Source organism: Mycobacterium gastri (assembly GCF_002102175.1).
GTDB classification, from domain to species: Bacteria; Actinomycetota; Actinomycetes; order Mycobacteriales; family Mycobacteriaceae; genus Mycobacterium; species Mycobacterium gastri.
Genome location: NZ_LQOX01000062.1, coordinates 61,382 through 87,430 on the forward strand (window position 1 = coordinate 61,382; position 26,049 = coordinate 87,430).

The window sequence follows — 26,049 nt, forward strand, 5'->3', positions numbered from 1 at the left end:
ACTAGGCTGACCCGTGTGAGTGTCGAGCCACCGCCCGAGCACGTACTGGCGGCGTTTGGTTTGACCGGTGTGCAGCCCGCCTCGCTGGGTTCCAGCTGGGAAGGCGGCTGGCGGTGCGGCGAAGTGGTGTTGTCCATGGTGGCCGACCACGCCCGCGCGGCTTGGTCGGCACGGGTGCGCGAAACCTTGTTTGTGGACGGGGTCCGGTTGGCCCGGCCGGTTCGCTCGACCGACGGCCGGTATGTGGTTTCCGGCTGGCGGGCAGACACTTTCGTCGCCGGGACTCCGGAGCCCCGCCACGATGAAGTCGTCTCGGCGGCGGTACGCCTGCATGAGGCCACCAGCAAGCTGGAACGGCCACGCTTCCTGACCCAGGGCCCCACGACACCGTGGGCGGAAGTCGACGTCTTCATCGCCGCCGACCGCGCGGCATGGGAGGAGCGGCCGCTGCAGTCCATTCCGCCCGGTGCCCCCTCGTCCTCGCCGACGGCGGATGCCGAGCGATCGATTGATCTGATCAATCAGCTTGCCACGCTGCGCAAGCCGACCAGGAGCCCCAACCAGGTGGTTCACGGGGATCTTTACGGCACAGTGCTTTTCGTGGGAGCAGCGGCACCCGGGATCACCGACATCACGCCGTACTGGCGGCCCGCGTCGTGGGCGGCCGGGGTGGTCGTCGTCGATGCGCTGTCGTGGGGAGAGGCCGACGATGGACTCATCGAGCGGTGGAGCGCGCTACCGGAGTGGCCACAGATGTTATTGCGCGCGTTGATGTTTCGGCTGTCAGTGCATGCGCTGCACCCGCGTTCCACAGCCGAGGCGTTTCCCGGTCTGGCGCGCACCGCGGCGCTGGTGCGGCTAATGCTCTGACAGCCGTGGTGGGAACTCATAACGCACCTGGCCCAGCGGGATCCTGCCGTCGGTGCTGAGCACACCTTCGGCACGTAACAGCTCCAATTGCCGCGTGGTCAAATGCCGCGCCGGGCGTCCGGAGGCGGTGATCACCCGGTGCCAGGGCAAATCCGCGGAGTCGGTCCGCATGATCCAGCCGACGATGCGCGGACTGGAAAGTCCAGCCACCGAAGCGATGTCACCGTAGGTCGCGACCCTGCCGGGCGGTATGGCGGCAACCAGCGCGCGCACCCGCTCGATCTGCTCGTCGGTCACCGGTGCCATGGCGATGGCGTTGCTAGGTGTTGCCGGATCAGCGCGGCAACCTCGGCGGGCTTGGCTTGAGGCACCATGTGTCCACAGTCGAATTCGTGTAGCACAAGATCGGCTCCCAGCTGTTGACCGAGGGCGGCGACGAACTCGTCGCTGACATACCGCGGATCCGCCCGCCCCGCCCGCACCAGCGTGGTCGGGGTTCCGGCTGGAGGCAGCCCGATGTCCCGAGCGAGCTCGCTCCAATAACACACCATTGCCGGCAGACTCATTCGCCAGCTATACCGTCCGCTCGGCAACGCGACGAGGTGCTCTGCGAGTTCGGCGTCGAGCACGGCGGGGTCCACATCGGCCCAGGCTCCCGTCGCCTTCTCCGCGCGCGCCGCTGCCGGGTGGGGGTAATCGGGGAACGCCACCATCGCATCGACCACCTCGCGTACCCGCGACCCATCCAGGCCGGCCGCCGGATCGAGCAACACCAGCGCTGCCACCAGATCCGGACGTGCGGCGGACAGCTGCAACGCGACCGCACCGCCGAACGAGTGCCCGACCACGACAACCGGTCCGTCGGACTGTTCATCGACCACTGCGGCCAGCGCCGACACATTGGCGTCGATGGTCCACGGGGCTACCCACGATGACCTGCCGTGACCCAGCAGATCAGGAGCAGCGATGGTGGCTTCGGGCAAGCAATTAGCCAAGAGTTCCCAGCACTGCCCATGCTCGGTGACTCCATGGATCGTCAGCACCTGGACAGGGCCCGACGGACCGTAACGGTGGACGTGGAGGTCGGCAGTCACGTGTCGATGGTGCCAGGCCGGATCACTGCGGGCCGTCGAAGGGCGCCTGGCGCGATGGCGATCAGCGGTCGAGGTCCGCGTCGTCGTCCGATACCGGAACAACGTAAGCCTGATCGATCACGTCGGCTTCGTTGGCTTCGCGATCCGCGGCATCGCTCAGGTAGGCGGTGTCCAACCCCGCTTCGTCGAAATCAACGGTACGGCGCTGCTCGGCCGCGTCCGCTTCGGGAATCTGATCCTGCGGACCCACTCCGTCGGCATTGCCCATAATCGATACTCCTGCTGTAGCTCTTCGGCTGCTGGCCGGCCTCCTTGGCCTGCAGTCCGGCGGTGTCGCGCTGCCACTGCGTATTGGCGGCTTCTCGCTGGGTTTTGCAGAACTTCCCGATCAACCATTCGCAGCAGTGGCGACCAGTTATCTGCGACCAGTTATCTGCATTGTGCCACCCGCTCGCCGGTTTGCTGTGGTGCCCCATCGCTTCGGGCCGTCGCGGTCCCGGGCCGCTCAGTGGTGGCGGCCCGCTGCGGTGAAGTTCGCCATCGCTGAAACACGGTGTGCGCCAGCAGGATCGAGAACAGCTGCGCTACTGGATCGCCAAAAAATTTCGGTGGTCATGCTTGCGCGCAGCCAGTCGAGGTGGTAGATAGAACCTATAACCATCAACATAGATAATCGTTGTGATTAGGAGGCGAAATACGATGTTGATGCGTTCAGATCCATTCCGCGCGTTTGACCGTTGGACCGAGCAAGTGCTGGGTACTCCGGCGCGCCCGGCCGTCATGCCGATGGATGCCTGGCGGGAGGAAGGCCAGTTCATCGTCGAATTCGACCTCCCGGGGGTAGACCCTGACTCACTCGACCTCGATGTCGAACGCAATGTGCTCACGGTGCGCGCGGAGCGCCCTGATGTGGATCGTGAGCACGAGATGGTCGCGGCCGAGCGGCCGAGAGGCGTCTTCAGTCGGCAGTTGTTCCTGGGCGACACCCTGGAAACCGACAGAATCGAGGCCAGCTACCACGACGGCGTGTTGCACCTGACCATTCCGATCGCGGAGAAGGCCAAGCCACGTCACATCGAGATCAGCCACAACGGGGAGCGCACGCCGATCAATGCCTGACGGTGCTCGTTCCCACTTTTGGTCGCAATGGATCTCGACGAGGAGGTGATGACGCAGGATTGACATCTGTTTGACGCTTGCGGCCCTCCGTGCCGTCTGTCGCCACCATCGACGCGCGACTGAGTCCGTAACCGCAGCGCATTGCCACCCAACGTGGTTGAGGTGAGGCTGCGCGGAGGGTACCGGTAGAAGTGGGCGCGCCCGGGACGGCGCGCCCACTTCCGGCAGCAACCCGCCATCACTTATGAAAGGCGCGGTGCTACTCCATGATTGACCCGTACGCAGTCCTTGGCGTGCCACCGACGGCAACGCAGACCGAACTAACCCGTGCCTACCGGCGCCAATTGCGCAGGTGCCACCCGGACTTGCGGTCCGGCGAACCGGACTCGGGCGCCGACGAACGGCTGCGGCAAGTACTGGCGGCCTACCGCTTGTTGCGGGACCCGCAGCTGCGCAGCGACTACGACCGCGCGGTCGCCCGCGTTCGGAAACACCGGCCGCCGGCTCGAATCGCCGTCAGACGCAATGACTCTGCCCACCTCGGTGCCCCGCTGTGGGCGGGTCCTGTGCGCTGGCATCGGTGACGGCCGGCTGCTGCAGGCCGCGTTCGATCGCCGCTCAGGCCGCTCCTTCAGCTGAGAACGAAACCAACCCGGGCGTCACCGGCCCTGCCCGCCCGGAGTTTGTCAGCCCCTCGTGGTTGCATGCGGCTATGTCATTGAGCTGGGGTGCGGAAGTGCGCGGGCTTCTCGTGCCAGGATTGCGCGGGCTGGTGCGTGTGCTGGGCGGCCCGGGGACCGGTAAGAGCAGCCTGCTGGTCGAGGCCGCGGTTGCGCATATCGCCGCCGGCGCCGGTCCGGAATCGGTTCTGCTGCTTACCGGTTCAGGCCGGCTGGGGATACGCGCACGCAGCGAGTTGACGTCGGCGCTGCTGCGGTCGAGCACGATCGGATCCGGCCGGTCCGCGGTCCGCGAGCCGCTGGTGCGTACCGTGCACGGCTACGCCTATGCACTCTTGCGGCGGAACGCGGAGCGTTCCGGAGACGCGCCGCCGCGGCTGCTCACGGGTGCCGAACAGGATGCGATCATCCGTGAGCTGCTAGCCGGCGACCTCGAGGACGCAGTGGCCTCCCAATCCGCCTGGCCGCAGCATCTGTGGCCGGCGCTGAGCACCGCCGGATTCGCCAACGAATTGCGAAATCTGATGGCGCGCTGCTTCGAACGTGGCGTAGACCCGTGGGATCTGGAGCGGCTGGGCCGTCGCTGCGGGCGCCCGGAATGGATCGTCGCCGGCCGCTTCGCCCGCCAATACGAGCAGGTGATGTTGCTGCGTTCGGCGGTCGGGACGGCGGCGCCACAAGCGACGGCACGGGCATTGGGGGCCGCTGAACTCGTCGGGGCGGCGTTGGAGGCCTTTGCCGTCGATCCGGGACTGCTGGCGGCCGAGCGCGCCCGGGTCCGGCTGCTGCTGGTCGACGATGCTCAGCAACTCGATCCGCAGGCAGCCCGGCTGGTCCGGGCGCTGGCCGCGGGCGCCGAACGTGTCGTGGTGGCGGGTGACCCGAACCAGGCCGTATTCGGTTTCCGCGGCGGCGAGCCCACCGGGTTATTGGGCGGCGCTGTCGAAGACGGCCACTCAGTGACGTTGACGGTGTCGTACCGCTGCGCGCCCGCGGTGGCGCGCGCCGTCAGTGGCATCACCCGGCGGTTGCCCGGTGGCAGCGCCGGAAAACGGATCGAGGGCACCGGAGAACAGGACGGTTCGGTCGCCGTGCGGCTGGCCGCCTCGGCGCATGCGGAAGCGGCGATGATCGCCGATACTCTGCGGCGAGCCCATGTGATCGACGGGGTGCCGTGGTCGCAGATGGCGGTGATCGTCAGGTCGGTGCCGCGCGCCGCCGCGCGGCTGCCCCGGACGCTGGCTGCGGCCGGAGTTCCGGTGGCCATGCCGGCGATCGGCGGGTCGTTGTCGGCGGAGCCCGCCCCGGCTGCGCTGCTCACGGCTTTGGCCGCCACCGCTGACGGGCTCACCGGTGAGCGGGCACTGGCGCTGCTCACCGGGCCCATCGGCCGTGTCGACCCGGTTGCACTCCGCCAGCTGCGGCGGACGCTGCAGCGCGACCGTTCCGGCGGTTCACCGGGCGATTTCGGTGACCTACTGGCACAGACACTTTCCCCCGAAGCTGACTCGCACCCGCGGTTCTCAGGGCCGCAGGCCGGCCCGCTGCGGCGTGTGCGTGCCGTGCTCGCCGCGGCCGCACGGTGCCACCGCCAGGGACAAGATCCGCGGTACACGCTGTGGGCGGCGTGGCATCGCTCAGGTCTGCAACGTCGCTGGCTCGCGGCCAGCGAGCGCGGCGGCCCGGCGGGTGTCCAGGCGGCGCGAGATCTGGAAGCGGTGACCGCCTTGTTCGACATCACCGACCAGTACGTCTGCCGAACTTCGGGTGCGTCGCTGCGCGGACTCATCGAGCATGTCGCGGGTCTGCAGCTGCCGCGCGTCAGCGCCGAGCCGGTATTACCGACAGAACAGGTGACGGTGCTCAGCGCGCACGCCGCCCTGGGACACGAATGGGATCTCGTTGTCATAGCGGGATTGCAGGAAGGGCTGTGGCCCAACACAATTCCTCGTGGTGGCGTGTTGGCTACCCAGCGGCTGCTCGATGAACTCGACGGTGTCACCCAAAACGCCTCTGTCCGGGCACCGCTGCTGGCCGAGGAACGCCGGCTTTTGGTGGCCGCCATGGGTCGGGCCCGGCGCCGGTTGCTGGTGACGGCCGTCGACAACGACGCCGGCGGCGGCGGCCAGGAACCGGCGCTACCGTCGGCATTCTTTTCCGAGATCGCCCGTTTGGCCGATGGTGGCGGCGAACCCGCGGCGCAGCCGGAGCCGGCACCGCGTGTCCTGTCGGCCGCGGCGGTGGTGGGTCGGTTGCGGGCTGTCGTGTGTGCACCTGACGGCGCAGTCGGCGACGCTGCTCAGGCATGTGCGGCAACGCAATTGGCGCGGTTGGCCAAGGCCGGTGTGGCGGGGGCCGACCCGGACGGGTGGCACGGGCTGATCCCGGTCAGCACCAGTGAACCGCTGTACGGCGGTGGGGATGTCGTCACGTTGACGCCGTCGACCCTGCAGACTCTCAGCGAATGCCCGTTACGGTGGCTGACCGAACGCCATGGTGGAGCCAAGCCGCGTGAGCTGCGCTCCACCGTCGGGTCGGTGCTGCACGCGCTGATCGCCAGGCCGGGCCACAATGAAGCTCAACTGCTGGCCGAGCTGGACCGGGTGTGGCAGCAGCTACCCTTCGAGGCGAGCTGGTATTCGTCCAATGAGCTCGCCCGGCACCGCGCGATGATCCAGTCGTTTGTCGAGTGGCGAGCGCGGACCCGCGGTGAGTTGACCGAGGTCGGCGTCGAGATCGAGGTGGACGGCGTCCTGCCGACCCGCCGCGACGACGGCGCAAAGATCCGGCTGCGCGGCCGCGTCGATCGGCTCGAACGCGACGGCGCGGGTCGGCTGGTGATCGTCGATGTCAAAACCGGCAAGACGCCGGTGAGCAAGGACGACGCCCAACAGCATGCGCAACTGGCGATGTATCAGCTGGCTGTCGCCGAAGGGATGGTGCCCGCAGGCGACGATCCCGGTGGTGCGCGTCTGGTCTATCCGGGGAAGTGCGGGACGACCGGCGCCACCGAACGCGAGCAGGATCCGTTGACGCCGGCCGCTCGTGATCAATGGCGCGGTCTGGTGCGGCAGGCTGCCGAGGCGATGGCCGGGCCGCAGTTCATCGCCCGACGCAACGACAGTTGCTCGAACTGCCCGATCCGGCCGTTTTGCCCAGCACACACTGACAGGTCACCGCTGTGAAAAAAGCCCGCTACAGCCCCGCCGAATTAGCTTGTGCGCTGGGGCTTTTCCCGCCCACGGAGGAGCAGGCAGCCGTGATCGCCGCGGCGCCGGGCCCACTGGTGGTCATCGCCGGTGCCGGAGCCGGCAAGACCGAGACGATGGCGGCGCGGGTGGTGTGGTTGATCGCCAACGGCTACGCCGAACCCGGCCAGGTGCTGGGCCTGACGTTCACCCGCAAGGCCGCCGGCCAACTGCTGCGCCGCGTCCGGTCTCGGCTGGCGCGGTTGGCCGGGCTGGAACCCGGCCCGGCGGCATGCGAATCCGGGGGCGCTCCGGTGGTCAGCACGTACCACGCATTCGCCGGGTCGTTGCTGCGTGACTACGGCTTGCTGCTGCCGGTCGAGCCCGACACCAGGTTGCTGACCGAGACAGAGCTGTGGCAGCTGGCGTTTGAGGTGGTCAACGGATATCGCGGTGAGTTGCGTACCCAGCGGAACCCGGCGGCGGTCACCGCGATGGTGCTGCGGTTGTGGGGCCAGCTCGCCGAGCACCTGGTGGACACCGGGCAACTCCGCGACACCCACGTTGAGCTGGAACGACTGGTGCACACCCTGCCGGCGGGCCCCTATCAGCGCGACCGCGGCCCCAGCCAGTGGTTGCTGCGGATGCTGGCCACCCAAAATGAGCGCGCCGAGTTGGTGCCGTTGCTGGATGCGTTGCTCGAACGCATGCGGGCCGGGAAGGTGATGGACTTCGGGATGCAGATGGCATCTGCCGCACGGCTGGCGGCGGCGTTCCCGCAAGTCGGTCGCGAACTGCGGAACCAGTTCCGGGTGGTGTTGCTCGACGAGTACCAGGACACCGGCCATTCCCAGCGGGTCGCGTTGTCGTCGCTGTTCGGCGGCGGAGTCGACGACGGGCTGGCGCTCACGGCGGTCGGGGACCCGATTCAGTCGATCTACGGCTGGCGCGGTGCCTCGGCGACGAACCTGCCGCGCTTCACCACCGACTTCCCCCTGCCCGACGGCACACCAGCGCCGATCCTGGAGCTGCGGACCAGTTGGCGTAACCCGCCGCGAGCGCTGCACCTGGCGAACGCCATTTCTGCGGAGGCGCGCCGGCGGTCGGTCGCGGTGCGCGCATTGCGGGCCCGCCCGGACGCCCCGCCGGGGACGGTTCGCTGCGCACTGCTCCCCGACGCACAGGCCGAGCGTGACTGGATCGCCGACCATCTTCAGGGCCACTACTTGCGGGCTCGCGACGAAGGGGTCGACCCGCCTACCGCAGCCGTGCTGGTGCGCCGCAACGCTGATGCGGCACCCATCGCCGATGCACTGCGCGCTCGCAGGATCCCGGTCGAAGTGGTGGGGCTGGCCGGCCTGTTGTCCATTCCAGAGGTCGCCGACGTGGTGGCCATGCTGCGCCTGGTGGCCGAGCCGACGGCCGGAGCCGCGGCGATGCAGGTGCTGACCGGTCCCCGCTGGCGGCTCGGTGGCCGGGACCTGGCAGCGTTGTGGCGGCGCGCGCTGGCCCTGGCGGGCGGCCCGAACGAATCGTCGCCCGAGTCGAGTGCGGCGGCGGCCGGCCCGGACAGCGACACCCCCTGTCTGGCCGACGCGATCAGCGACCCGGGTCCGGCCGACTGGTACTCGGTGGCAGGGTACCGGCGCATCGTGGCGCTGGCCGGCGAATTGAACCTGCTGCGTGCACAACTCGGCCATTGCCTGCCGGATCTGGTTGCCGAGGTGCGCCGCGTGCTGGGTGTCGATTGCGAAGCCCGCGCCAAATCGGCCGCTACCGCAGCGTGGTCCGGCACCGAGCACCTCGACGCTTTCGCCGACGTGGTAGCGAAATACGCCGAGCGGGCGACCTCGTCGAGCACGGAAGTGCCGGCAACGGCGTCGGTGGCCGGTCTGCTGGCCTACTTGGACGTGGCCGCCGAAGTGGAAAACGGCCTGCCCCCTGCGCCGCCGGCGGTTGCACGCGACAGGGTGCAGGTGCTGACCGTGCATGCCGCAAAGGGCTTGGAGTGGCAGGTCGTGGCGGTCGCGCACCTGTCGGGCGGGGTTTTCCCGTCGACCGCGTCGCGGACCACCTGGCTAACCGACCCCGGTGAGCTACCACCACTGCTGCGCGGCGACCGCGCCTCAGCCGGGGTGCTCGGTATCCCGGTCCTGGACACGTCGGCGGTGACCAATCGAAAACAGCTGTCGGACAAGATCTCCGAGCACCGTCGTCAGCTCGATCAGCGACGTGTCGATGAGGAGCGCCGGTTGCTATATGTGGGAGTCACTCGTGCCGAGGACACCTTGTTGATATCGGGTCACCACTGGGGCGCTACCGGGGTCAAGCCGTGCGGGCCTTCGGAATTCCTCTGCGAAGTCAAAGACATCATCGATCACTCGGTTACGGCCGGCGATCCGTGCGGGACTGTGGACCAGTGGGCTCCCGCACCGGCTGAAGGTGAGCGTAACCCGTTGCGGGACAATGTTATCCAAGCGGTCTGGCCAGCTGAGCCGCTGGGCGCGCGGCGCGCTGACGTCGAACGCGGGGCCCGGCTGGTGGCTGAGGCAACAGCGGCCGAAGTGATCGACGTCGGGGACGCTGACACCGAGGGGTGGACCCATGACGTCGATGCGCTACTGGCCGAACGTGCGCGCGCGGTGCAACCGCCGGCCCGCGAGCTGCCGGGCCAGTTGTCGGTCAGCGGTCTGGTGGAGCTGGGCCGCGATCCTGCGAAGGCACGGCAGCGGCTAGCCCATCGGCTGCCGTCGCGTCCAGATCCGCACGCTTTGCTGGGCAACGCCTTTCACTCCTGGGTCCAGCAGTTCTACGGAGCCGAATTGCTGTTCGATCTCGGAGACCTTCCGGGTGCCGCCGACTCCGACGTGAGCAACGCCGAGGAGTTGGCCAAACTGCGGGCGGCGTTCACCGCATCGCCATGGGCTGCTCGCACCCCGATCGCGGTAGAAGTGCCGTTCGAGATGCCGATCGGCGACACCGTGGTTCGCGGCCGCATCGATGCGGTGTTCGCCGACCCCGACGGCGGCGTCACCGTGGTCGACTGGAAGACCGGTGAGCCGCCGCGCGGGCCGGAAGCCAGGCGGCAGGCCGCCGTCCAGTTGGCCGTCTACCGGCTGGCGTGGGCTGCCTTGCTTGGCTGCTCGCAGTCTTCGGTACGCACCGCGTTCTACTACGTCCGCAGTGGCGTCTCCGTTGTTCCCGATGAGTTGCCCGACGTTGCGGCGTTGGCCGCGCTGCTGGCTGACTCCGCTCGCCATTGCGATACCTGATCGTGGTTACATGTTTCTCGTGCCTGTGTCGTGCTTTGGGATCAGCCGATGACGGATTCCCGTGGCAAAAGGTAGTTGGCGGCGGCTGAGGCATCTCGACGAGAGGCTGACGGTCCAGCCCAGTTACGCACTCGTCGGCGTGTTGCGCATTCCTTCGGGTCGGGCCAGTCCCGCGCGCATCATTACCCGCCGAGTGGCTATTGCCTTGGCAGCGTTGCTCGTCGGCGCTATTACCGTTTACGTCGATCGCGACGGATATCACGACTCGCAGGGCGACCAACTGACGTTTTTGGATTGCCTCTATTACTCGGCGGTGACGTTGTCAACGACCGGTTATGGCGACATCACTCCCATTTCCGAATTCGCACGCGCTACCAACGTCTTGATCATCACCCCGCTGCGCATCGCGTTCCTGATCCTGTTGGTCGGGACGACGCTCGAGGTGGTCACGGAGACGTCCCGGCAAGCACTGAAGATCCAGCGTTGGAGGAACAGAGTGCGCAACCACACCGTCGTCGTCGGCTATGGGACCAAAGGCAAAACGGCGATTACCGCAATGCTCGGCGACGAGGTCGTCCCTGGTGAGATTGTCGTCGTCGACACCGACCGGGCGGCCCTCGACCGCGCTGCGGCGGCGGGATTGGTCACCGTACATGGCGACGCCACCAAATCCGACGTACTGCGGTTGGCCGGTGCTCAGCATGCGGCCTCGATCATCGTTGCCGCGAGCCGTGACGACACCGCGGCGTTGGTCACTTTGACCGCCCGCGAGATCTCGCCCAAGGCCAAGATCGTGGCTTCTATCCGGGAGGCCGAAAACCAGCATCTGCTCGAGCAATCGGGGGCGGACTCGGTGGTGGTTTCCTCCGAGACCGCGGGCCGATTGCTTGGCCTTGCCACCACCACGCCCAGCGTCGTGCAGATGATCGAGGATCTGTTGACGCCGGATACCGGGCTGGCGATTGCCGAACGTGAGGTGGAGCCGAGTGAAGTCGGTGGATCTCCGCGGCATCTGAAGGACATCGTGCTCGGCGTCGTCCGCCACGGACAACTGTTGCGTATCGGAGCACCTGAAGTGGACGCCATCGAGGCCAACGACCGTCTGCTCTACGTCCACAACACGGGGCACTAGTGGCGATCGCAAGCTCGGCGGAGCCGGGCGCGGCGGGTCGCCACGTGGGCTTTAGGGCGATACTGGACTTCCGGCTGCGGGACGTCCCATTCCTGTCGCGCATCGGCGCCGACCGGGCCGACCACTTGCGGACCGATGTCGACGCGGTGGCTGCCGGCTGGGCCGATGCGGCGCTGCTGCGGGTGGATTCGCGCAATCAGGTCCTGGTTGCCGACGGCCGAGCGGTGCTGGGTCCGGCGGCCGCCCTGGGCGACAAGCCACCGCCGGAGGCGGTGTTCCTGGGTCGCATCGCGGGCGATCGCCATGTCTGGGCAATCAGGGGCGCACTGGAGCCCCCCGAGAATCTTGGTGTAGAGGCCGAAGTAGTGGACCTTCGCCGGCTCGCCACGATCATCGATGACACCAGCAGCCAATTGGTGTCGTCGGCAATGGCGTTATTGAACTGGCATGACACCGCGCGATTCAGCCCGGTCGACGGCACCCCGACCAAACCGGCCAGGGCCGGATGGTCACGCATCAGCCTGATCACCGGTCACGAGGAGTTTCCCCGTATCGACGCGGCGGTGATCTGCCTGGTTCACGACGGCGGTGATCGCGCGGTACTGGCCCGCCAAGCGGCATGGCCGCCGCGGATGTTCTCGCTGCTGGCGGGCTTCGTCGAGGCGGGTGAATCGTTCGAGGTATGCGTGGCCCGCGAGATCCGTGAGGAAATCGGTCTGACCGTCCGTGATGTGCGCTACCTGGGCAGCCAACCCTGGCCGTTCCCGCGTTCGCTGATGGTGGGCTTTCATGCCGTAGCTGACCCGGATCAAGATTTTTCATTCCACGACGGCGAGATCGCCGAGGCCGGCTGGTTCACTCGCGACGAAGTGCGTGCGGCGCTGGACGCGGGCGACTGGACAACCACCGCATCGGAGTCCAAATTGCGGCTACCGGGGTCCGTCTCGATTGCCCGCATCATCATCGAATCCTGGGCAGCGGCGCGCGACTGAACTTGCGTGATCGGCTACTTGACGCGATCGCAGATCGCGTCAAGCACGGTATTGGCGATCCGTTCAGCCGGTTCGATGCCCAATACGCCGACGGACATCAACACCGCATTCTTGACGCGATACAGGTGGCTCCAGCCTTGGTCGGTGATCCGCAGCGTGGCGGGGTCCGGCTTGTCCACGTTGAACGTGTACTTGGGGTCATGCAATGCCATGCACGCGTTCAGCGAAGCTTCCAGCTGATCGAGCGCTGCGAGCGCCGCATGCGCATCCGGGTAGATGGCAACGGCTTGACTGACGGAATCGACCATGACCATGCCGCCGGGGTCTATGTCGTCGGTGACGCCGCTGTAGCCCGCACTCCGGAACTCCATCCAGCCGCTGGCGAAAGTGAGATCACTGGTTCCGGCCGCCCGGCAGGGACCCGGTGCGTTCAGGTCGCCTGGTGGCGGACGACGCAAGTCCGCGCGTGAATGTGCGGTAAGTTCCTCATAATTGGCGATGCGCCGGACCTCTTCGACGCTGATTATCAACGCATCGGCACCCGTCGGAGCCGTGGTGGCGGTCGGTTTCGCTGATGTGCCTTTGTGCGAGCACGCGGTGATCACGAGTAGCGCAGTGCAAATGATCAACAGCGACCTGCCCGTGCCGGCCAGGGCGGCGCGAATATCTGCCGCTTGCCGCTTCAGCCGGAGCGTCACATATGTCACGCTCGCGCGGGTTGAGCCGGTTGGCCTCATCGTTGATAGCCATTTTCTGCGGACTACCGTCCGCGGTTGATGTTGGCGCTATAGTACCGGCGAGTTGTGCCCGGGAGGTCGACGCCGTAACTCTTATCGTACGGGCGACCGGACCTCTTGTTGGGCACCTTTGCCCTGGCGACCGGCCGTGTCTGGGCACGCCGGTTGAATGGCCGACACCTGGCCGTCTCAGCCGGCGACTTCGACCAGTTTGGCTTTGACCGCGTTTGCGCTCGGGTTGGTCAGCGTTGAGCCGTCGGCAAACCTGACCGTCGGGACCGTCCTGTTGCCGCCGTTGACCGAGGCGACAAACTCCGCGGCCGCGCTGTCGTGTTCGATGTCGACCTCGTCGTACGTGATTCCCTCTGTCTTGAGCGCCGTCTTGAGCCGGAAACAGTAGCCACACCATGACGTCGTGTAGATGGTGAGCGCAGCGTTGGTCATAGCTGGTAAACGTAGCCCGACAAGCATGCGGGCCATGGACTGGGCCATGGGGTGGGCCGAAGCGAGGCTTACCCGGGGCAGCCCTGGGAGCACCCGGCGACGACGCAGGCCACGGCGCGTCGAAACGCCCGGCTTGTCGGCCGCCGCTGCCAAGATGGACGCTATGCCGATGGTCGCAGAAGCACTGATCGCCGCACTGGACGACGAGCAGCGTCAAGCCGTGTTGGCTCCACGCGGACCGGTCTGTGTGCTCGCCGGAGCCGGAACCGGGAAGACGCGCACCATTACGCACCGGATCGCCCACCTGGTCGACAGTGGCCATGTCGCTGCCGGTCAAGTACTGGCCGTGACGTTCACGCAGCGCGCGGCGGGAGAGATGCGCGCCCGGTGGCGTGCGCTGGGCGCGGCCGCGCAGGTCGGTTCGCGCGTCGGCGCGGTGCAGGCGCTGACGTTTCACGGGGCGGCGCATCGCCAGCTGCGCTATTTCTGGCCACGCGTGGTTGGTGACATCGGCTGGCAGTTGCTGGACACCAAGTTCCCCGTCGTGGCCCGCGCGGCCAGCCGCGCCAGGCTCCAGGCCAGCACCGATGACGTCCGGGATCTCGCGGGCGAAATCGAATGGGCCAAAGCCTCGCTGATCGGTCCCGAGGATTACCCGACCGCGGTGGCGGCGGTGCGCCGCGACACCCCGTTGGACGCCGCACGCATCGCGGCGGTCTACTCCGAATACGAATCCCTCAAAGTTCGCGACGACAGTGTCACCCTGCTGGATTTCGATGACCTGCTGCTGCACACCGCGGCCGCTATCGAAAATGACGCCGCGGTGGCCGAGGAATTCCGGGATCGCTACCGCTGCTTCGTTGTCGACGAATACCAGGACGTCACACCGTTGCAGCAGCGGGTCCTGTCGGCCTGGTTGGGGGATCGCGACGATCTGACCGTCGTCGGCGACGCCAATCAGACCATCTACTCATTCACCGGAGCCTCCCCACGCTTCCTGCTCGACTTCTCGCGCAGGTTTCCCGACGCCACGGTGGTGCGCCTGGAGCGGGACTACCGGTCCACTCCGCAGGTCGTGTCGCTGGCCAATCGGGTGATCGAAGCCGCTCGGGGCCGGGTCGCGGGCAGCAAGTTGCGGTTATCCGGCCAGCGCGAACCCGGTCCGCCGCCCTCGTTCCAGGAGTATCCCGACGAACCCGCCGAGGCTGCCGCGGTGACGGCGTCGATCGGCCGGCTGATCGAATCCGGTACTGCGCCTTCCGAAATCGCGATTCTGTACCGCGTCAACGCACAGTCCGAGGTCTATGAGGAAGCGCTGACCGAGGCGGGCATCGCCTATCAGGTACGCGGCGGCGAGGGGTTCTTCGACCGTCAGGAGATCAAGCAGGCGCTGGTGGCGTTGCAGCGTGCCGCCGAACGGGGTACCGACGCTGCGTTGCCCGACGTGGTCCGCGGCGTTCTGGAACCGCTGGGGTTGACGGCACACGAGCCGGTGGGTGCCCGCGCCCGGGAACGCTGGGAGGGACTCACCGCTTTGGCGCAACTGGTCAACGACGAGGTGGCGCAGCGTCCGCATTTACAGCTTCCCGAACTGCTGGCCGAGCTCCGGGCTCGAGCCGACGCCCGGCATCCGCCGGTGGTGCAGGGCGTCACTCTTGCCTCGCTGCATGCGGCCAAGGGCCTGGAGTGGGATGCGGTGTTTCTGGTCGGATTGGCCGACGGCACATTACCCATCTCGCATGCGCTGGCGCACGGCCCCGACAGTGAGCCGGTCGAGGAAGAGCGTCGCCTGCTGTATGTCGGAATCACCAGGGCCCGAGTGCATTTGGCCCTCAGCTGGGCCCTGGCTCGGGCGCCGGGCGGTCGCCAGAGCCGTAAGCCGTCGCGGTTCCTCAACGGCGTTGCGCCGCAGACGCGTGCCGAACCGGGGCCGGGCAAAGCCCGTCGCAACCGGGCCTCCGCCCGCTGCCGGGTCTGCAACAAGGAGCTGACCACCCCGGCAGCCGTGATGCTGCGGCGATGTGAAACATGCGCAGGCGACGTTGACGAGGAGTTGCTGCTGCAGCTGAAGTCGTGGCGGCTGAACATAGCCAAGGAACAGAACGTGCCGGCCTACGTCGTCTTCACCGACAACACACTCGTCGCGATCGCCGAGATGCGCCCTGACGACGACGAGGCGCTCATCGCCATTCCGGGTATCGGTGCCCGAAAGCTGGAACAGTACGGAGCCGACGTGCTCGACATGGTCAGGCAGGCTCGCTGAGCAACGAAACCGCAGGTCAGAAAATCGGTTGTCATTGGCAGCCGTGACCGATTACCCTCGAAACGCACTTCGCTGCCGGCGTTGAAGGCTGGCAAATCGGCAAACAGTACGAGAGGAGGGTGGCCACGATGCTCGACATCAGCGTGTTCGGTGCGAGCGTGGCTGCCGCGGCGTCAACCGCGGGAACCCCTCATGTCGCCGCCGCACCGGCGGCAGCGGCTAAGCACCGCGTCGCCGCCGCGACTGACGCGTCCGTGGATCGGAGCTCAACGTAGACACTGCGTAACAGCCCCAGATTCGCCGAATGGCCACGGACCCAAGTCACCAGGATCCGTGGCCAAATTTGTTGGGGCCAACCTCCCTCACCTGGTCCGGATCACCTTCGAAAGACAGCCCCAAGACCAGGAAGCAGGTGAGCCAGGACATGTCGGCACTGACAGTCCCCAGAAATAGGCTGCCGGCGTTGCCATGCCATGCGGGTAATCCCGATCTATGGTTCGCCGACACGCCAGCTGATCTCGAGCGCGCCAAGACACTGTGCACCGGCTGCCCGGTCCGGAGCCAATGTCTGGCCGCCGCGCTGGAACGTGCCGAGCCATGGGGCGTTTGGGGAGGCGAGATTTTCGAGCGCGGCGCGATCGTGAGCCGCAAGCGTCCGCGGGGGCGTCCCCGCAAGGCCGCTGCTTAGGTGGCCCGGGGTTAGCTTTCGGATCAGACGACAGCCGTGTCGGGCTCGGCGAAGCCGGGAATCAGCTCTTCGGTCAGTGACTTGATCGGCACATGCGCATCCAGCTGGCAGAGGATCGCGGCCACCGACGCGATGACCCGCATCGGAATCGCCAGCTTGGCCGGCAGGTCCATTTGCCGTGCCACTTTGATCTGCGCGACGGATCGGTCGAACTGACTCACGGTCATCCGCTGCAGCCACTTGCGGGTGTAGTGGAAGACGTCGACCTCAATGGGTTGGACGTACTGGCGCAGCATCTCGTCGATCTCGCGGACCGAGACCTGCTGTCCCTGCTGGATGAAACCGGCCTTCTCCATGGTCGGCAAAAGCAGGTCGTAATTCTTGTCGCGGGCCAGCCGGATCGTCATTCCCAGCTCGATGGGGTAGCCGCCGGGCAGTGGCGCCACGGCGCCGAAGTCGATGACCCCCATTCGACCGTCCGGCAGCAGCATGAAGTTCCCGGGGTGGGCGTCACCGTGCAGCATCCCGAGCCGGCGTGGGGCGTCGAAGGTGAGTTCTATCAGGCGGGTCCCGATCAGGTCGCGCTGTTCTTGGGTGCCGTTGCGGATGATCGCCAACATGGGCACCCCGTCGATCCACTCCTGGATCACCACCTTGGGTGCGCTGGCCACCACCCGCGGCACCGCGAAGTGTGGGTGGTCGTGGTACGCCTTGGCAAAAGCCCGCTGGTTGTCGGCCTCCAACCGGTAGTCGAGCTCCATCTCGGTGCGTTCGATCAGTTCGTCGACGACACCTTGAACATCGGCGCCCGGCGAGAGCTGCTTGAGCACGCCAACCATGCGCTGCATGGTCTTCAGATCGGCCCGCAGGGCCTCGTCGGCACCCGGGTACTGAATCTTGACGGCCACTTCGCGGCCGTCGGACCACACCGCCTTGTGCACCTGGCCGATGCTGGCCGAGGCAACCGGGGTGTCATCGAACGAACTGAACCGCTCTCGCCACTTCGTGCCCAACTGTGCATCGAGCACCCGGTGGACCTTGGCCGCGGGCAGCGGCGGGGCATCCTTCTGTAGCTTGGTCAGCGCATCGCGATAGGGCTCACCGAACTGCTCGGGAATGGCTGCTTCCATCACCGACAACGCCTGGCCGACTTTCATCGCCCCGCCTTTGAGCTCGCCCAGGACGGTGAACAACTGGTTGGCGGCCTTCTCCATCAGCTCGGCGTTCACTTCGTCTTTCGACTTGCCGGTCAGCCGTTTGCCGAAGCCAAGAGCCGCCCGGCCGGCCATGCCGACCGGAATGCTGGCCAGCTTGGCATTGCGCGCGGCGCGGCCGCGTTTGATGTCTGACACATACCCATCATCCATGACGGTTGGGCCAACCGGGTATTGATCCGGCATCAACCGGGCGCGCGTGCACGGCGGGCCCGGGCGGTTGAACACCTTCGGCGCGCCGGCCGACGGGTGGATTTTCGGATCGCCGTGGGCACCGCTGCTATGTAGTCTCTTGCAGGTCGCAACGGTGTGACGCATCGATCCCCACGTCCGGAGGGTGGACCGCCAAAGCCATGGCAGCAAAACAAACGCAGCACGACACCGCCGACGCTCTGTTCAGGGCGATCATCGAAACGCTGGACAAGCACCGCAAAGACGGCACCTTGACCGAAGGTGTGCTGGACGATTTGGCCAGAGCCTATGCCGCGGTCTCCACGAACGTCCCGGAGCAGGGCCGCCTCGGCTAGCCGCCCGTCAAGGCCACCGTCAGCACGAGCACAACGGATGCCGGGTCCATTGGCGCGCCACGATGGAGCCGGCGTTGAGGTCGAACTCCAGCGTGGCGTTGAGAGCCGACGGCGGATCTTGGTCGGCTTGTTCACCGCGCACCGCGGCGATCACCCGGTTGACCTGGCTGAGGGCCAGCGCGGCCGTCGCCAGCAACGTCGCTCGGTCGGCCACTCCGACGGTGCCGCGCAGCTGGGCAGCGATCGCCGGCCACGCGCAGTCCACGTCGCTGCGGTGCAGGTCGGCGCAGCGCAGGCAGCTCGTTACCCCCGGGATAACCAGCGGTCCTACCAGGCCGGTGCCGTCACGAACCCGAACGAGTAGGTGCGCAATGCCGTCGTTGTGCATATCGCGCACCAGCCGCGGATCGGCTACCAGATAGTCGGACAACACCACCAAATCCACCGTGCTGCTGACTGCGGCATGCGGTTGGCTGCTGTGCCCGACCCGCGCCCCCGAGCAGCGCAAGGCCTGCATCAGCAGATCCGACAACGGTCCGCGGCCGTGGATCCGGATCGACGCCGCGCGGCCCGGGCAACCTCGATGCCCGCGGGTCGCGACACCGGCGCCGACCAATTGCCTGACAAGGTTCACCACCTCCTCGCCGTCCACCAATCCCTGGCTGACGGCTTGGCGCTGCAGCTCGGTGATCGGTGTCGGCGAGCGCATGGAACGCAGTAGCGCGGCCACCGACGAGGCGGTCAGGCCTCCGGGTGGATGCACCAGCACGGCCCGGCGCGGATCCCAGCCCACTTGCACGGCGCCGTCGGGCCGCAGCAGCACCGGCATCGCCGGGTCGAGCGAATACAAGGTAGGAACGGCCTGCGGCATGACCAGAAACTGTGCCACGCCGGGCTCGGCCGGCAGGCTCAGTTATCCACAGGGCCAGGGCCGGAGTCCTCCGGGCCGCCGGTCTCGCGGTCGAGTTCGGCGATCGCCTCGTCGATACCGCTGGTGTCACCGCCGATGACCTGGTCGATGAAAGCAGCCGGGTCGTCGAGATCCTCGGAGTCGGGCAGCAGGTCGGGGTGTTGCCACAACGCGTCCCGGGCGTCCACACCGGCGGCCTGAGTCAGGCGCTCCCACAGCGCGCCGGCCTCCCGCAGTTTGCGTGGCCGTAGCTCCAGCCCGACCAGGGTCGCGAACGTCTGTTCGGCGGGACCGCCGCTGGCCCGGCGCCGGCGCAGCGTCTCGCTAAGTGCGGCGGTGCCCGGAATGCGCTCGCCGAGCGCATTGGTCACCACGGTCTGGACCCAGCCCTCGATCAGGGCGAGCAGTGTCTCGAGACGCTCGAGCGCCTGGATCTGTGTCGGTGTCGCCTTGGGCTCGAATACTCCCTCGCTCAGCAACCGCTCCATGGCGGCGGGATCGGTGAGCGTGGCCGGATTGAAGTCGCGGGCCAGCTCCTCGATTCCGGTCATGTCGATCTTCATGCCCTTGGCGTAGGCCTCGACAGCGCCCAACAGCTGCCCGGCCAGCCAGGGGACGTGGCCGAACAGGCGATGATGGGCGGCCTCACGGGCGGCCAGGAAGGTCAGGATCGCGCTGCGCGGCTGCTCCAGGCCGGACGAAAAGTCCTCGACGGCAGCGGGCAGGATTGCGGCCACTCCCTTAGGGCCCAGCGGCAGCCCGATGTCGGTCGACGTCAGCACCTCCTGCGACAACCGGCCGAGTGCCTGACCCAGCTGCGAACCGAACGCTATGCCGCCCATCTGCGACATCACCGTGAGCAGCGGGCCGGCCATGCTCTTGGCCTCCTCCGGCAGCGATGCCGCCCAGACCGTCGAGATCTGCCCAGCCATCGGATCGCACAGTCGTTTCCAGACGTCCAAGGTGTTGTCGACCCAGTCGGTGGGGCTCCATCCCACCGCCCTGGTGGTGCCGGCCGGCAGTGCGGTGGCCCCGTCCAGCCAGGTCTCCGCCAGGTGCACCGCGTCGGCGATCGCGGAGTTGGTTGCCTCCGGGATGGGCGCTGTGAAGCCGACCGAGCTGGCTGCCACTTGGCGGGCCAGGGCGTAGTTGACCGGTCCGGAACTCTGACCCGCGGTCATCGCGCTGCCGACACCGCCGAACATCTCGCCCAGGCGGGTGAAGATCTGACCCAGGTCGGCCATGGCGAAGTCCCCGCTGAAACCGAACGGGCCCAGCGGGTTAGCTTCCGAGCCGGGGTCGGGTTCGTTCTTGCCGCGCTTGTCGCGGTCGGGGTCGTCTCCGGAGGAGAAACCGAAAGGCAGGTCAGCCATACGGTCAACGGTACCCATCGGGGAAGAAGAAAGCGCCATCCGCCGTCACGCTCGCAGCTGAACCGGCTTCGGCGGGGTCCGTCTAGTCTATGCGGCGTGAACAGGCGGATTTTGACGTTGATGGTCGCGCTGGTGCCGATCGTGGTGTTCGGCGTATTGCTCGCGGTCGTGACGGTGCCGTTCGTGTCGTTGGGGCCCGGCCCCACCTTCGACACCCTCGGCGAAGTCGACGGCAAACAGGTAGTCGACATCGAGGGCACCCAAACACACCCGACGTCAGGTCATCTCAACATGACGACGGTGTCCCAGCGTGACGGTCTGAGTCTGGGCGAGGCCATAACGCTGTGGCTCTCCGGGCAAGAACAGCTGGTGCCCCGGGATCTCGTTTACCCGCCGGGCAAGTCGCGGGAGGAGGTCGACAAGGCCAACAACGCCGACTTCAAGAATTCCGAAGACAGCGCCGAGTACGCGGCCCTGGGTTATCTGAAGTATCCGGAAGCGGTAACCGTTGCCTCGGTCAACGATCCCGGACCGTCGGCGGGCAAGCTGAAAGCCGGTGACGCTGTCGACGCGGTCAACGGCACGCCGGTGGCCAATGTCGAGCAGTTCACCGGATTGTTGAAAAACACCAAGCCCGGCCAGTCGGTGACCATCGACTTTCGCCGCAAGAACGAGCCGGCCGGTGTCGCGCAGATCACGCTCGGCACCAACAAGGACCGTGACTACGGCTTCATGGGGGTGGCGGTGCTGGATGCGCCGTGGGCGCCCTTCGTGGTGGATTTCAACCTCGCCAATGTGGGCGGCCCCTCGGCCGGGTTGATGTTCAGTCTCGCGGTGATCGACAAACTCACCACGGGTGACCTGGTCGGGTCGACCTTCGTCGCGGGTACGGGCACCATCGGCATCGACGGCAAAGTTGGCGCTATCGGGGGGATCACGCACAAGATGGCCGCCGCGCGTACCGCCGGCGCCACGGTGTTTCTGGTGCCGGCGAAAAACTGCTACGAGGCGGCCGCCGACACCCCGCGCGGCCTGCGGCTGGTGAAGGTCGAGACACTCGGCCAGGCGGTGGACGCGTTGCAAGCGATGACTGCCGGGGCCCCGACGCCAAGTTGCTAACGCTCTGAGATGCGTACAGTTGTGACCGACTAGACAAATCTCTGGCAGCAGCCAAAACCGAGCAGGGAGCGTAGCTAGTGGGGATGCGGCCGTCCGCACGGATGCCGAAGCTGACTCGGCGTAGCCGGATTCTGATCTTGATCGCGTTGGGTGTCATCGCGGTGCTGCTCGCCGGTCCACGCCTGATCGACGCGTACGTCGATTGGCTGTGGTTCGGCGAACTGGGCTACCGGTCGGTGTTCACCACCGTGCTGGTCACCCGGATCGTGGTGTTCCTGGTGGGGGGACTGCTGGTCGGCGGTATCGTCTTTGCCGGGCTGGCGTTGGCCTACCGCACCCGGCCGGTCTTCGTGCCGAGCAACGACAACGACCCAGTGGCGCGTTATCGCGCCGTCGTGCTGGCCCGGCTGCGGCTGGTGGGCATCGGCGTGCCGGCGGCGATCGGACTGTTAGCCGGCGTCGTCGCGCAGGGATACTGGGTTCGGATCCAGTTGTTCTTGCACGGCGGTGATTTCGGCGTCAGGGACCCGCAGTTCGGGAAGGACCTCGGCTTCTACGCCTTCGAGTTGCCGTTCTACCGGCTGTTACTCAGCTACCTGTTCGTGGCCGTGTTCCTGGCGTTCGTGGCAAACCTGGTGGCGCACTACATCTTTGGTGGCATTCGGCTTTCGGGTCGCACGGGTGCGCTGAGCCGCTCGGCGCGTATCCAACTGGTCAGCCTGGTCGGGATGCTGGTGTTGCTCAAAGCCGTCGCCTATTGGCTCGACCGCTACGAGCTGCTGTCACACAGCCGTGGCGGTAAGCCGTTCACCGGTGCCGGCTACACCGATATCAACGCGGTACTGCCGGCGAAGCTGATCCTGATGGCGATCGCGTTGATTTGCGCGGCGGCGGTGTTTTCCGCAATCGCCCTGCGGGACTTGCGGATTCCGGCTATCGGTCTGGCCCTGTTGCTGCTGTCGTCGCTGATCGTCGGTGCCGCCTGGCCGATGATCGTCGAGCAGATCAGCGTCAAACCCAACGCCGCGCAGAAGGAAAGCGAATATATCAGCCGCAGTATCACCGCGACCCGGCAAGCCTACGGCCTGACGTCGGACGTGGTGGCTTATCGCAACTACACCGGCGAGGGTCAGGCGACCGCCCAGCAGGTCGCCGCCGATCGCGCCACGACCTCGAACATCCGGTTGCTCGACCCCACGATCGTCAGCCCGGCGTTCACCCAGTTCCAGCAGGGTAAAAACTTCTACTACTTCCCCGACCAGCTGTCGATAGACCGCTACGTCGACCGCAACGGCAACCTGCGTGACTACGTCGTCGCGGCGCGGGAACTCAACCCCGACCGGCTGATCGACAACCAACGCGACTGGATCAACCGCCACACCGTGTACACCCACGGCAACGGATTCATCGCGTCGCCGGCCAACACCGTGCGCGGGATCGCCAACGACCCGAACCAGAACGGCGGTTACCCCGAGTTCCTGGTCAACGTCGTCGGCGCCAACGGAACCGTGGTGTCCGACGGTCCGGCACCGTTGGACCAGCCGCGGATCTACTTCGGACCGGTCATCTCCAACACGTCCGCCGACTACGCGATTGTCGGAAAGACAGGCGCAGACCGGGAATACGACTACGAAACCAGTACCGAAACCAAGAACTACACCTACACCGGCAGCGGCGGCGTCCCGGTCGGCAGCTGGATTTCCCGCACGGTGTTCGCCGCGAAGTTCGCCGAGCGAAACTTCTTGTTCTCCAACGTAATAGGCTCCAACAGCAAGATCTTGTTCAACCGGGATCCGGCGCAGCGGGTGGAGGCGGTGGCGCCATGGCTCACCACTGACAGCGCGGTGTACCCGGCGATCGTCAACAAGCGACTGGTATGGATCATCGACGGCTACACCACCCTGGACAACTATCCGTACTCCGAGCTGACCTCGTTGTCGTCGGCGACCGCCGATTCCACCGAGGTGGCGTTCAACCGGCTGGCCCCCGACAAGAAGGTCTCCTACATCCGCAATTCGGTAAAGGCCACCGTCGACGCCTACGACGGCACCGTCACGCTGTATCAGCAAGACGAACGGGACCCGGTGCTGCGGGCATGGATGCAGGTCTTCCCCGGTACGGTCAAGCCCAAGAGTGACATCACGCCTGAGCTCGCCGAGCATCTGCGCTACCCCGAAGACCTGTTCAAGGTGCAACGGATGCTGCTGGCCAAGTACCACGTCAACGACCCGGTGACGTTCTTTTCCACCTCCGATTTCTGGGACGTGCCGCTGGACCCGAACCCGACCGCCAGCAGCTACCAGCCGCCGTACTACATCGTGGCGAAAAACATTGCCAAGGACGATAATTCGGCCGCATACCAGTTGATCAGCGCGATGAACAGGTTCAAGCGCGACTATCTGGCCGCTTACATCAGCGCCAGCTCCGATCCCGCGACGTACGGCAAGATCACGGTGCTGACCATCCCGGGACAGGTCAACGGTCCCAAGCTGGCCAACAACGCGATCACCACCGACCCCGCGGTATCGCAGGACCTGGGCGTGATCGGTCGCGATAACCAGAACCGGATCAGATGGGGCAACTTGCTCACCTTGCCGGTGGCTCAGGGTGGGCTGCTGTACGTCGAACCCGTCTATGCCTCCCCGGGTGCCAGCGACGCCGCCTCGTCCTACCCGCGGCTGATCCGGGTGGCGATGATGTACAACGACAAGATCGGATACGGCCCCACCGTGCGCGATGCGCTCAACGGGCTGTTCGGGCCCGGGGCCGGTGATGCCGCCACCGGAATACAGCCGACCGAGGCCGTGGTGCCGCCGAACCCGGATGGGACTGCCACCCTGTCGCCGTCCAAAGCCGCTGCGCTGCAAGAGATTCAGGCCGCAATCGGTGCGGCGCGCGACGCCCAGAAGAGGGGTGATTTCGCGGCCTACGGGTCAGCGCTGCAGCGGCTCGACGAGGCGATCACCAAGTTCAACAACGCTAGGTAGGGCCGGTCCGCGGCGATCACTGCCCCTTGACGTTCATGATCTGTCGCAGCGAGGTCACTATGCCGACCAGCGGTGCGGCATCGACCATGACGCGGTCGATGTCCCTGTAGGCCTGCGGGATCTCATCGATCCACTCTTTGCCATGGCGGTATTCAATGCCGACCATCGCGGCGGCCAGATCCTGTTCGGTGAACAGTTGCTTGGCCTTGGTCCGGCTGAACCGGCGACCGGCCCCATGCGGGGCCGACCACAGGCCGTCGTGGTTTCCCTTGCCGCGCACGATGTAGGAGCGGGTGCCCAATCGAGCCGGGAATGATGCCCAGTTTGTCTTCGGTCGCGTCGATTGCGCCCTTGCGGGTGAGCCAGACGCTTTCGCCGCCGATCTTCGTCGGGACGGCATAGTTGTGGTGGCAGTTGATGCGTTCGGACTCCACGCGTTGCGGTTGCACACCCAGCCACGAGGCGACGACGTGGATGAAGCGATCCATCATCTCTGCGCGGTTGAGATAGGCGAAGCGCTGTGCCCACTCCAAATCCTTGATGTAGCGGTCGAACTCGGCCGTTCCCTCCGTGAAGAACGCCAGATCGCGGTTGGGCAGGCTGATTCCGGGGTCGGCGGAGCACCGTTGCAGGGCGATCTTGATGTGCCGCTGTGCGATCTTGTTGCCTACGCCGCGCGAGCCGCTGTGCAGGAACAGCCAGACGTTGTCGTCGGTGTCGAGACAGAGTTCGATGAAGTGGTTGCCACCGCCGAGAGATCCCAACTGCTCCATCCATTTTGGGCTATGGGATAGGTCCACCTCGAGATCCTTCTGTAGCTGCAGGAGCTCGTTGTGCTTCTTGGCGGTGAACGGGAACCGCTGCAGACTCTTGTTGTAGTTCCCAGGTGACAGCGGGATCGCGTCTTCTACCAGGCGCCGCAGCGCCGGCAACTGTGCGGCATACTCGCCACCGAATCGGGCTGCCAGATCGCCCTCGGTGAACCGCGTTTTGGCCGCGACCATGCCACAGCCGATGTCCACCCCGACGGCTGCGGGAATTACGGCGCCCTTGGTCGGTATCACGGTGCCGACGGCCGAGCCTTTGCCGAGGTGGGCGTCGGGCATGAGGGAGACATGCGGGTGGACGAACGCCATGGATGCGGTGAGTTTTGCTTGCGCGACGGTGTCGCCAGCGATTTCACTGGCGAAGTTGAGTAGCTTCGGCCCGAGGCGTTGGGGCATGGTGAACTCCTTCGGAGGCGATTATAGTTGGCGGGCACGAGCTTGGGGCGGCAGCTGCTGGGCGTGGAACATGTTGCAGTTATTTGGTTTTCGCTGCCGGCGCCCTACCGGCTGCAGTGCCTTCGCCGAATGGCGAGGAGTTACTAAGCCGAGCGTTAGTAAGGCGACTTAGGCGGTGATGTAAGCGAGGTGAGGGTCGGCGAAGAATCCGCGGATC

At 66.4% G+C, this 26,049-nt stretch carries 20 protein-coding genes and 1 pseudogene; 12 read left to right on the forward strand and 9 right to left on the reverse strand.

Annotated features, from left to right (window positions below):
- The first annotated feature begins 15 nt into the window (after positions 1-15).
- The gene (locus tag AWC07_RS05545; RefSeq protein ID WP_036416007.1) at positions 16-870 is read left to right on the forward strand and encodes a TIGR02569 family protein; all 855 of its coding nucleotides are present in this window, start codon (positions 16-18) and stop codon (positions 868-870) included.
- On the opposite strand, the gene AWC07_RS05550 is transcribed toward AWC07_RS05545, so the two are convergent.
- The 3 genes from AWC07_RS05550 to AWC07_RS05560 form a co-directional block, all read right to left on the reverse strand.
- A complete protein-coding gene (locus tag AWC07_RS05550; protein ID WP_036416006.1) occupies positions 859-1,176 on the reverse strand; it encodes an MGMT family protein in 318 nt (105 codons plus the stop codon). The two genes, AWC07_RS05545 and AWC07_RS05550, sit on opposite strands and share 12 nt — an antisense overlap.
- Positions 1,164-1,964, reverse strand: a complete 801-nt coding sequence (locus AWC07_RS05555; RefSeq protein WP_036416004.1) for an alpha/beta fold hydrolase — start codon at positions 1,962-1,964, stop codon at positions 1,164-1,166. The genes AWC07_RS05550 and AWC07_RS05555 overlap by 13 nt, the downstream gene beginning before the upstream one ends.
- Positions 1,965-2,025: 61 nt before the next feature.
- The gene (locus AWC07_RS05560; protein WP_036416002.1) at positions 2,026-2,232 is read right to left on the reverse strand and encodes a hypothetical protein; all 207 of its coding nucleotides are present in this window, start codon (positions 2,230-2,232) and stop codon (positions 2,026-2,028) included.
- 431 nt (positions 2,233-2,663) lie between these two features.
- Between AWC07_RS05560 and AWC07_RS05565 the strand changes: the two genes are divergently transcribed.
- From AWC07_RS05565 to nudC, 6 genes are all read left to right on the forward strand, one after another.
- Positions 2,664-3,083, forward strand: coding sequence for an Hsp20/alpha crystallin family protein (locus tag AWC07_RS05565; RefSeq protein WP_036416001.1), 420 nt, complete (start codon positions 2,664-2,666; stop codon positions 3,081-3,083).
- A gap of 266 nt (positions 3,084-3,349) precedes the next feature.
- Positions 3,350-3,667, forward strand: coding sequence for a J domain-containing protein (locus AWC07_RS05570; RefSeq protein WP_036416000.1), 318 nt, complete (start codon positions 3,350-3,352; stop codon positions 3,665-3,667).
- A gap of 128 nt (positions 3,668-3,795) precedes the next feature.
- Positions 3,796-6,948: an ATP-dependent DNA helicase gene (locus tag AWC07_RS05575; protein ID WP_085104986.1), complete on the forward strand. Its 3,153-nt coding sequence runs from the start codon at positions 3,796-3,798 to the stop codon at positions 6,946-6,948.
- Positions 6,945-10,223 (forward strand): ATP-dependent helicase, encoded by a 3,279-nt coding sequence (locus AWC07_RS05580; RefSeq protein ID WP_085104987.1) that lies wholly within the window; start codon positions 6,945-6,947, stop codon positions 10,221-10,223. The genes AWC07_RS05575 and AWC07_RS05580 overlap by 4 nt, the downstream gene beginning before the upstream one ends.
- A gap of 61 nt (positions 10,224-10,284) precedes the next feature.
- Positions 10,285-11,355, forward strand: a complete 1,071-nt coding sequence (locus AWC07_RS05585; protein WP_036412738.1) for a potassium channel family protein — start codon at positions 10,285-10,287, stop codon at positions 11,353-11,355.
- Positions 11,356-11,399: 44 nt separating this feature from the next.
- Positions 11,400-12,347 (forward strand): NAD(+) diphosphatase, encoded by a 948-nt coding sequence (gene nudC, locus AWC07_RS05590; RefSeq protein WP_139829559.1) that lies wholly within the window; start codon positions 11,400-11,402, stop codon positions 12,345-12,347.
- Between the two features lie 14 nt (positions 12,348-12,361).
- On the opposite strand, the gene AWC07_RS05595 is transcribed toward nudC, so the two are convergent.
- Both AWC07_RS05595 and mrx1 read right to left on the reverse strand, forming a co-directional pair.
- Complete coding sequence (locus AWC07_RS05595) at positions 12,362-13,045, reverse strand: sensor domain-containing protein (protein WP_051507963.1); 684 nt, start codon at positions 13,043-13,045, stop codon at positions 12,362-12,364.
- A 228-nt stretch (positions 13,046-13,273) separates the two neighbouring features.
- Positions 13,274-13,528, reverse strand: a complete 255-nt coding sequence (gene mrx1 / locus AWC07_RS05600) for a mycoredoxin Mrx1 (RefSeq protein WP_036412741.1) — start codon at positions 13,526-13,528, stop codon at positions 13,274-13,276.
- A 163-nt stretch (positions 13,529-13,691) separates the two neighbouring features.
- Between mrx1 and AWC07_RS05605 the strand changes: the two genes are divergently transcribed.
- Both AWC07_RS05605 and AWC07_RS05615 read left to right on the forward strand, forming a co-directional pair.
- Complete coding sequence (locus AWC07_RS05605; protein ID WP_139829554.1) at positions 13,692-15,791, forward strand: ATP-dependent DNA helicase UvrD2; 2,100 nt, start codon at positions 13,692-13,694, stop codon at positions 15,789-15,791.
- A gap of 424 nt (positions 15,792-16,215) precedes the next feature.
- Positions 16,216-16,479: a WhiB family transcriptional regulator gene (locus tag AWC07_RS05615; protein WP_036412765.1), complete on the forward strand. Its 264-nt coding sequence runs from the start codon at positions 16,216-16,218 to the stop codon at positions 16,477-16,479.
- Positions 16,480-16,502: 23 nt separating this feature from the next.
- Here the strand turns inward: AWC07_RS05615 and AWC07_RS05620 are convergent, their stop codons facing one another.
- Positions 16,503-17,846 carry a macrolide-binding ATPase MABP-1 gene (locus tag AWC07_RS05620; RefSeq protein WP_036412768.1) on the reverse strand — a complete coding sequence of 448 codons (1,344 nt, stop codon included), beginning with the start codon at positions 17,844-17,846 and terminating at the stop codon, positions 16,503-16,505.
- A gap of 200 nt (positions 17,847-18,046) precedes the next feature.
- Here AWC07_RS05620 and AWC07_RS26610 point away from each other — a divergent pair, with 200 nt between their 5' ends.
- The gene (locus tag AWC07_RS26610) at positions 18,047-18,220 is read left to right on the forward strand and encodes a hypothetical protein (RefSeq protein WP_139829555.1); all 174 of its coding nucleotides are present in this window, start codon (positions 18,047-18,049) and stop codon (positions 18,218-18,220) included.
- A gap of 19 nt (positions 18,221-18,239) precedes the next feature.
- On the opposite strand, the gene AWC07_RS05625 is transcribed toward AWC07_RS26610, so the two are convergent.
- Both AWC07_RS05625 and AWC07_RS05630 read right to left on the reverse strand, forming a co-directional pair.
- Positions 18,240-19,091, reverse strand: a complete 852-nt coding sequence (locus AWC07_RS05625) for a cyclodehydratase (RefSeq protein WP_036412770.1) — start codon at positions 19,089-19,091, stop codon at positions 18,240-18,242.
- A 38-nt stretch (positions 19,092-19,129) separates the two neighbouring features.
- Positions 19,130-20,521, reverse strand: a complete 1,392-nt coding sequence (locus AWC07_RS05630; protein WP_139829556.1) for a zinc-dependent metalloprotease — start codon at positions 20,519-20,521, stop codon at positions 19,130-19,132.
- Between the two features lie 78 nt (positions 20,522-20,599).
- On the opposite strand from AWC07_RS05630, the gene AWC07_RS05635 reads away from it, so the two are divergent.
- Both AWC07_RS05635 and AWC07_RS05640 read left to right on the forward strand, forming a co-directional pair.
- The gene (locus tag AWC07_RS05635) at positions 20,600-21,622 is read left to right on the forward strand and encodes a YlbL family protein (protein ID WP_036412751.1); all 1,023 of its coding nucleotides are present in this window, start codon (positions 20,600-20,602) and stop codon (positions 21,620-21,622) included.
- A gap of 77 nt (positions 21,623-21,699) precedes the next feature.
- The gene (locus AWC07_RS05640) at positions 21,700-24,609 is read left to right on the forward strand and encodes a UPF0182 family protein (protein ID WP_085104988.1); all 2,910 of its coding nucleotides are present in this window, start codon (positions 21,700-21,702) and stop codon (positions 24,607-24,609) included.
- 16 nt (positions 24,610-24,625) lie between these two features.
- On the opposite strand, the pseudogene AWC07_RS28450 reads toward AWC07_RS05640, so the two are convergent.
- Positions 24,626-25,832: pseudogene (locus AWC07_RS28450) on the reverse strand (RtcB family protein).
- Positions 25,833-26,049: the final 217 nt, after the last annotated feature.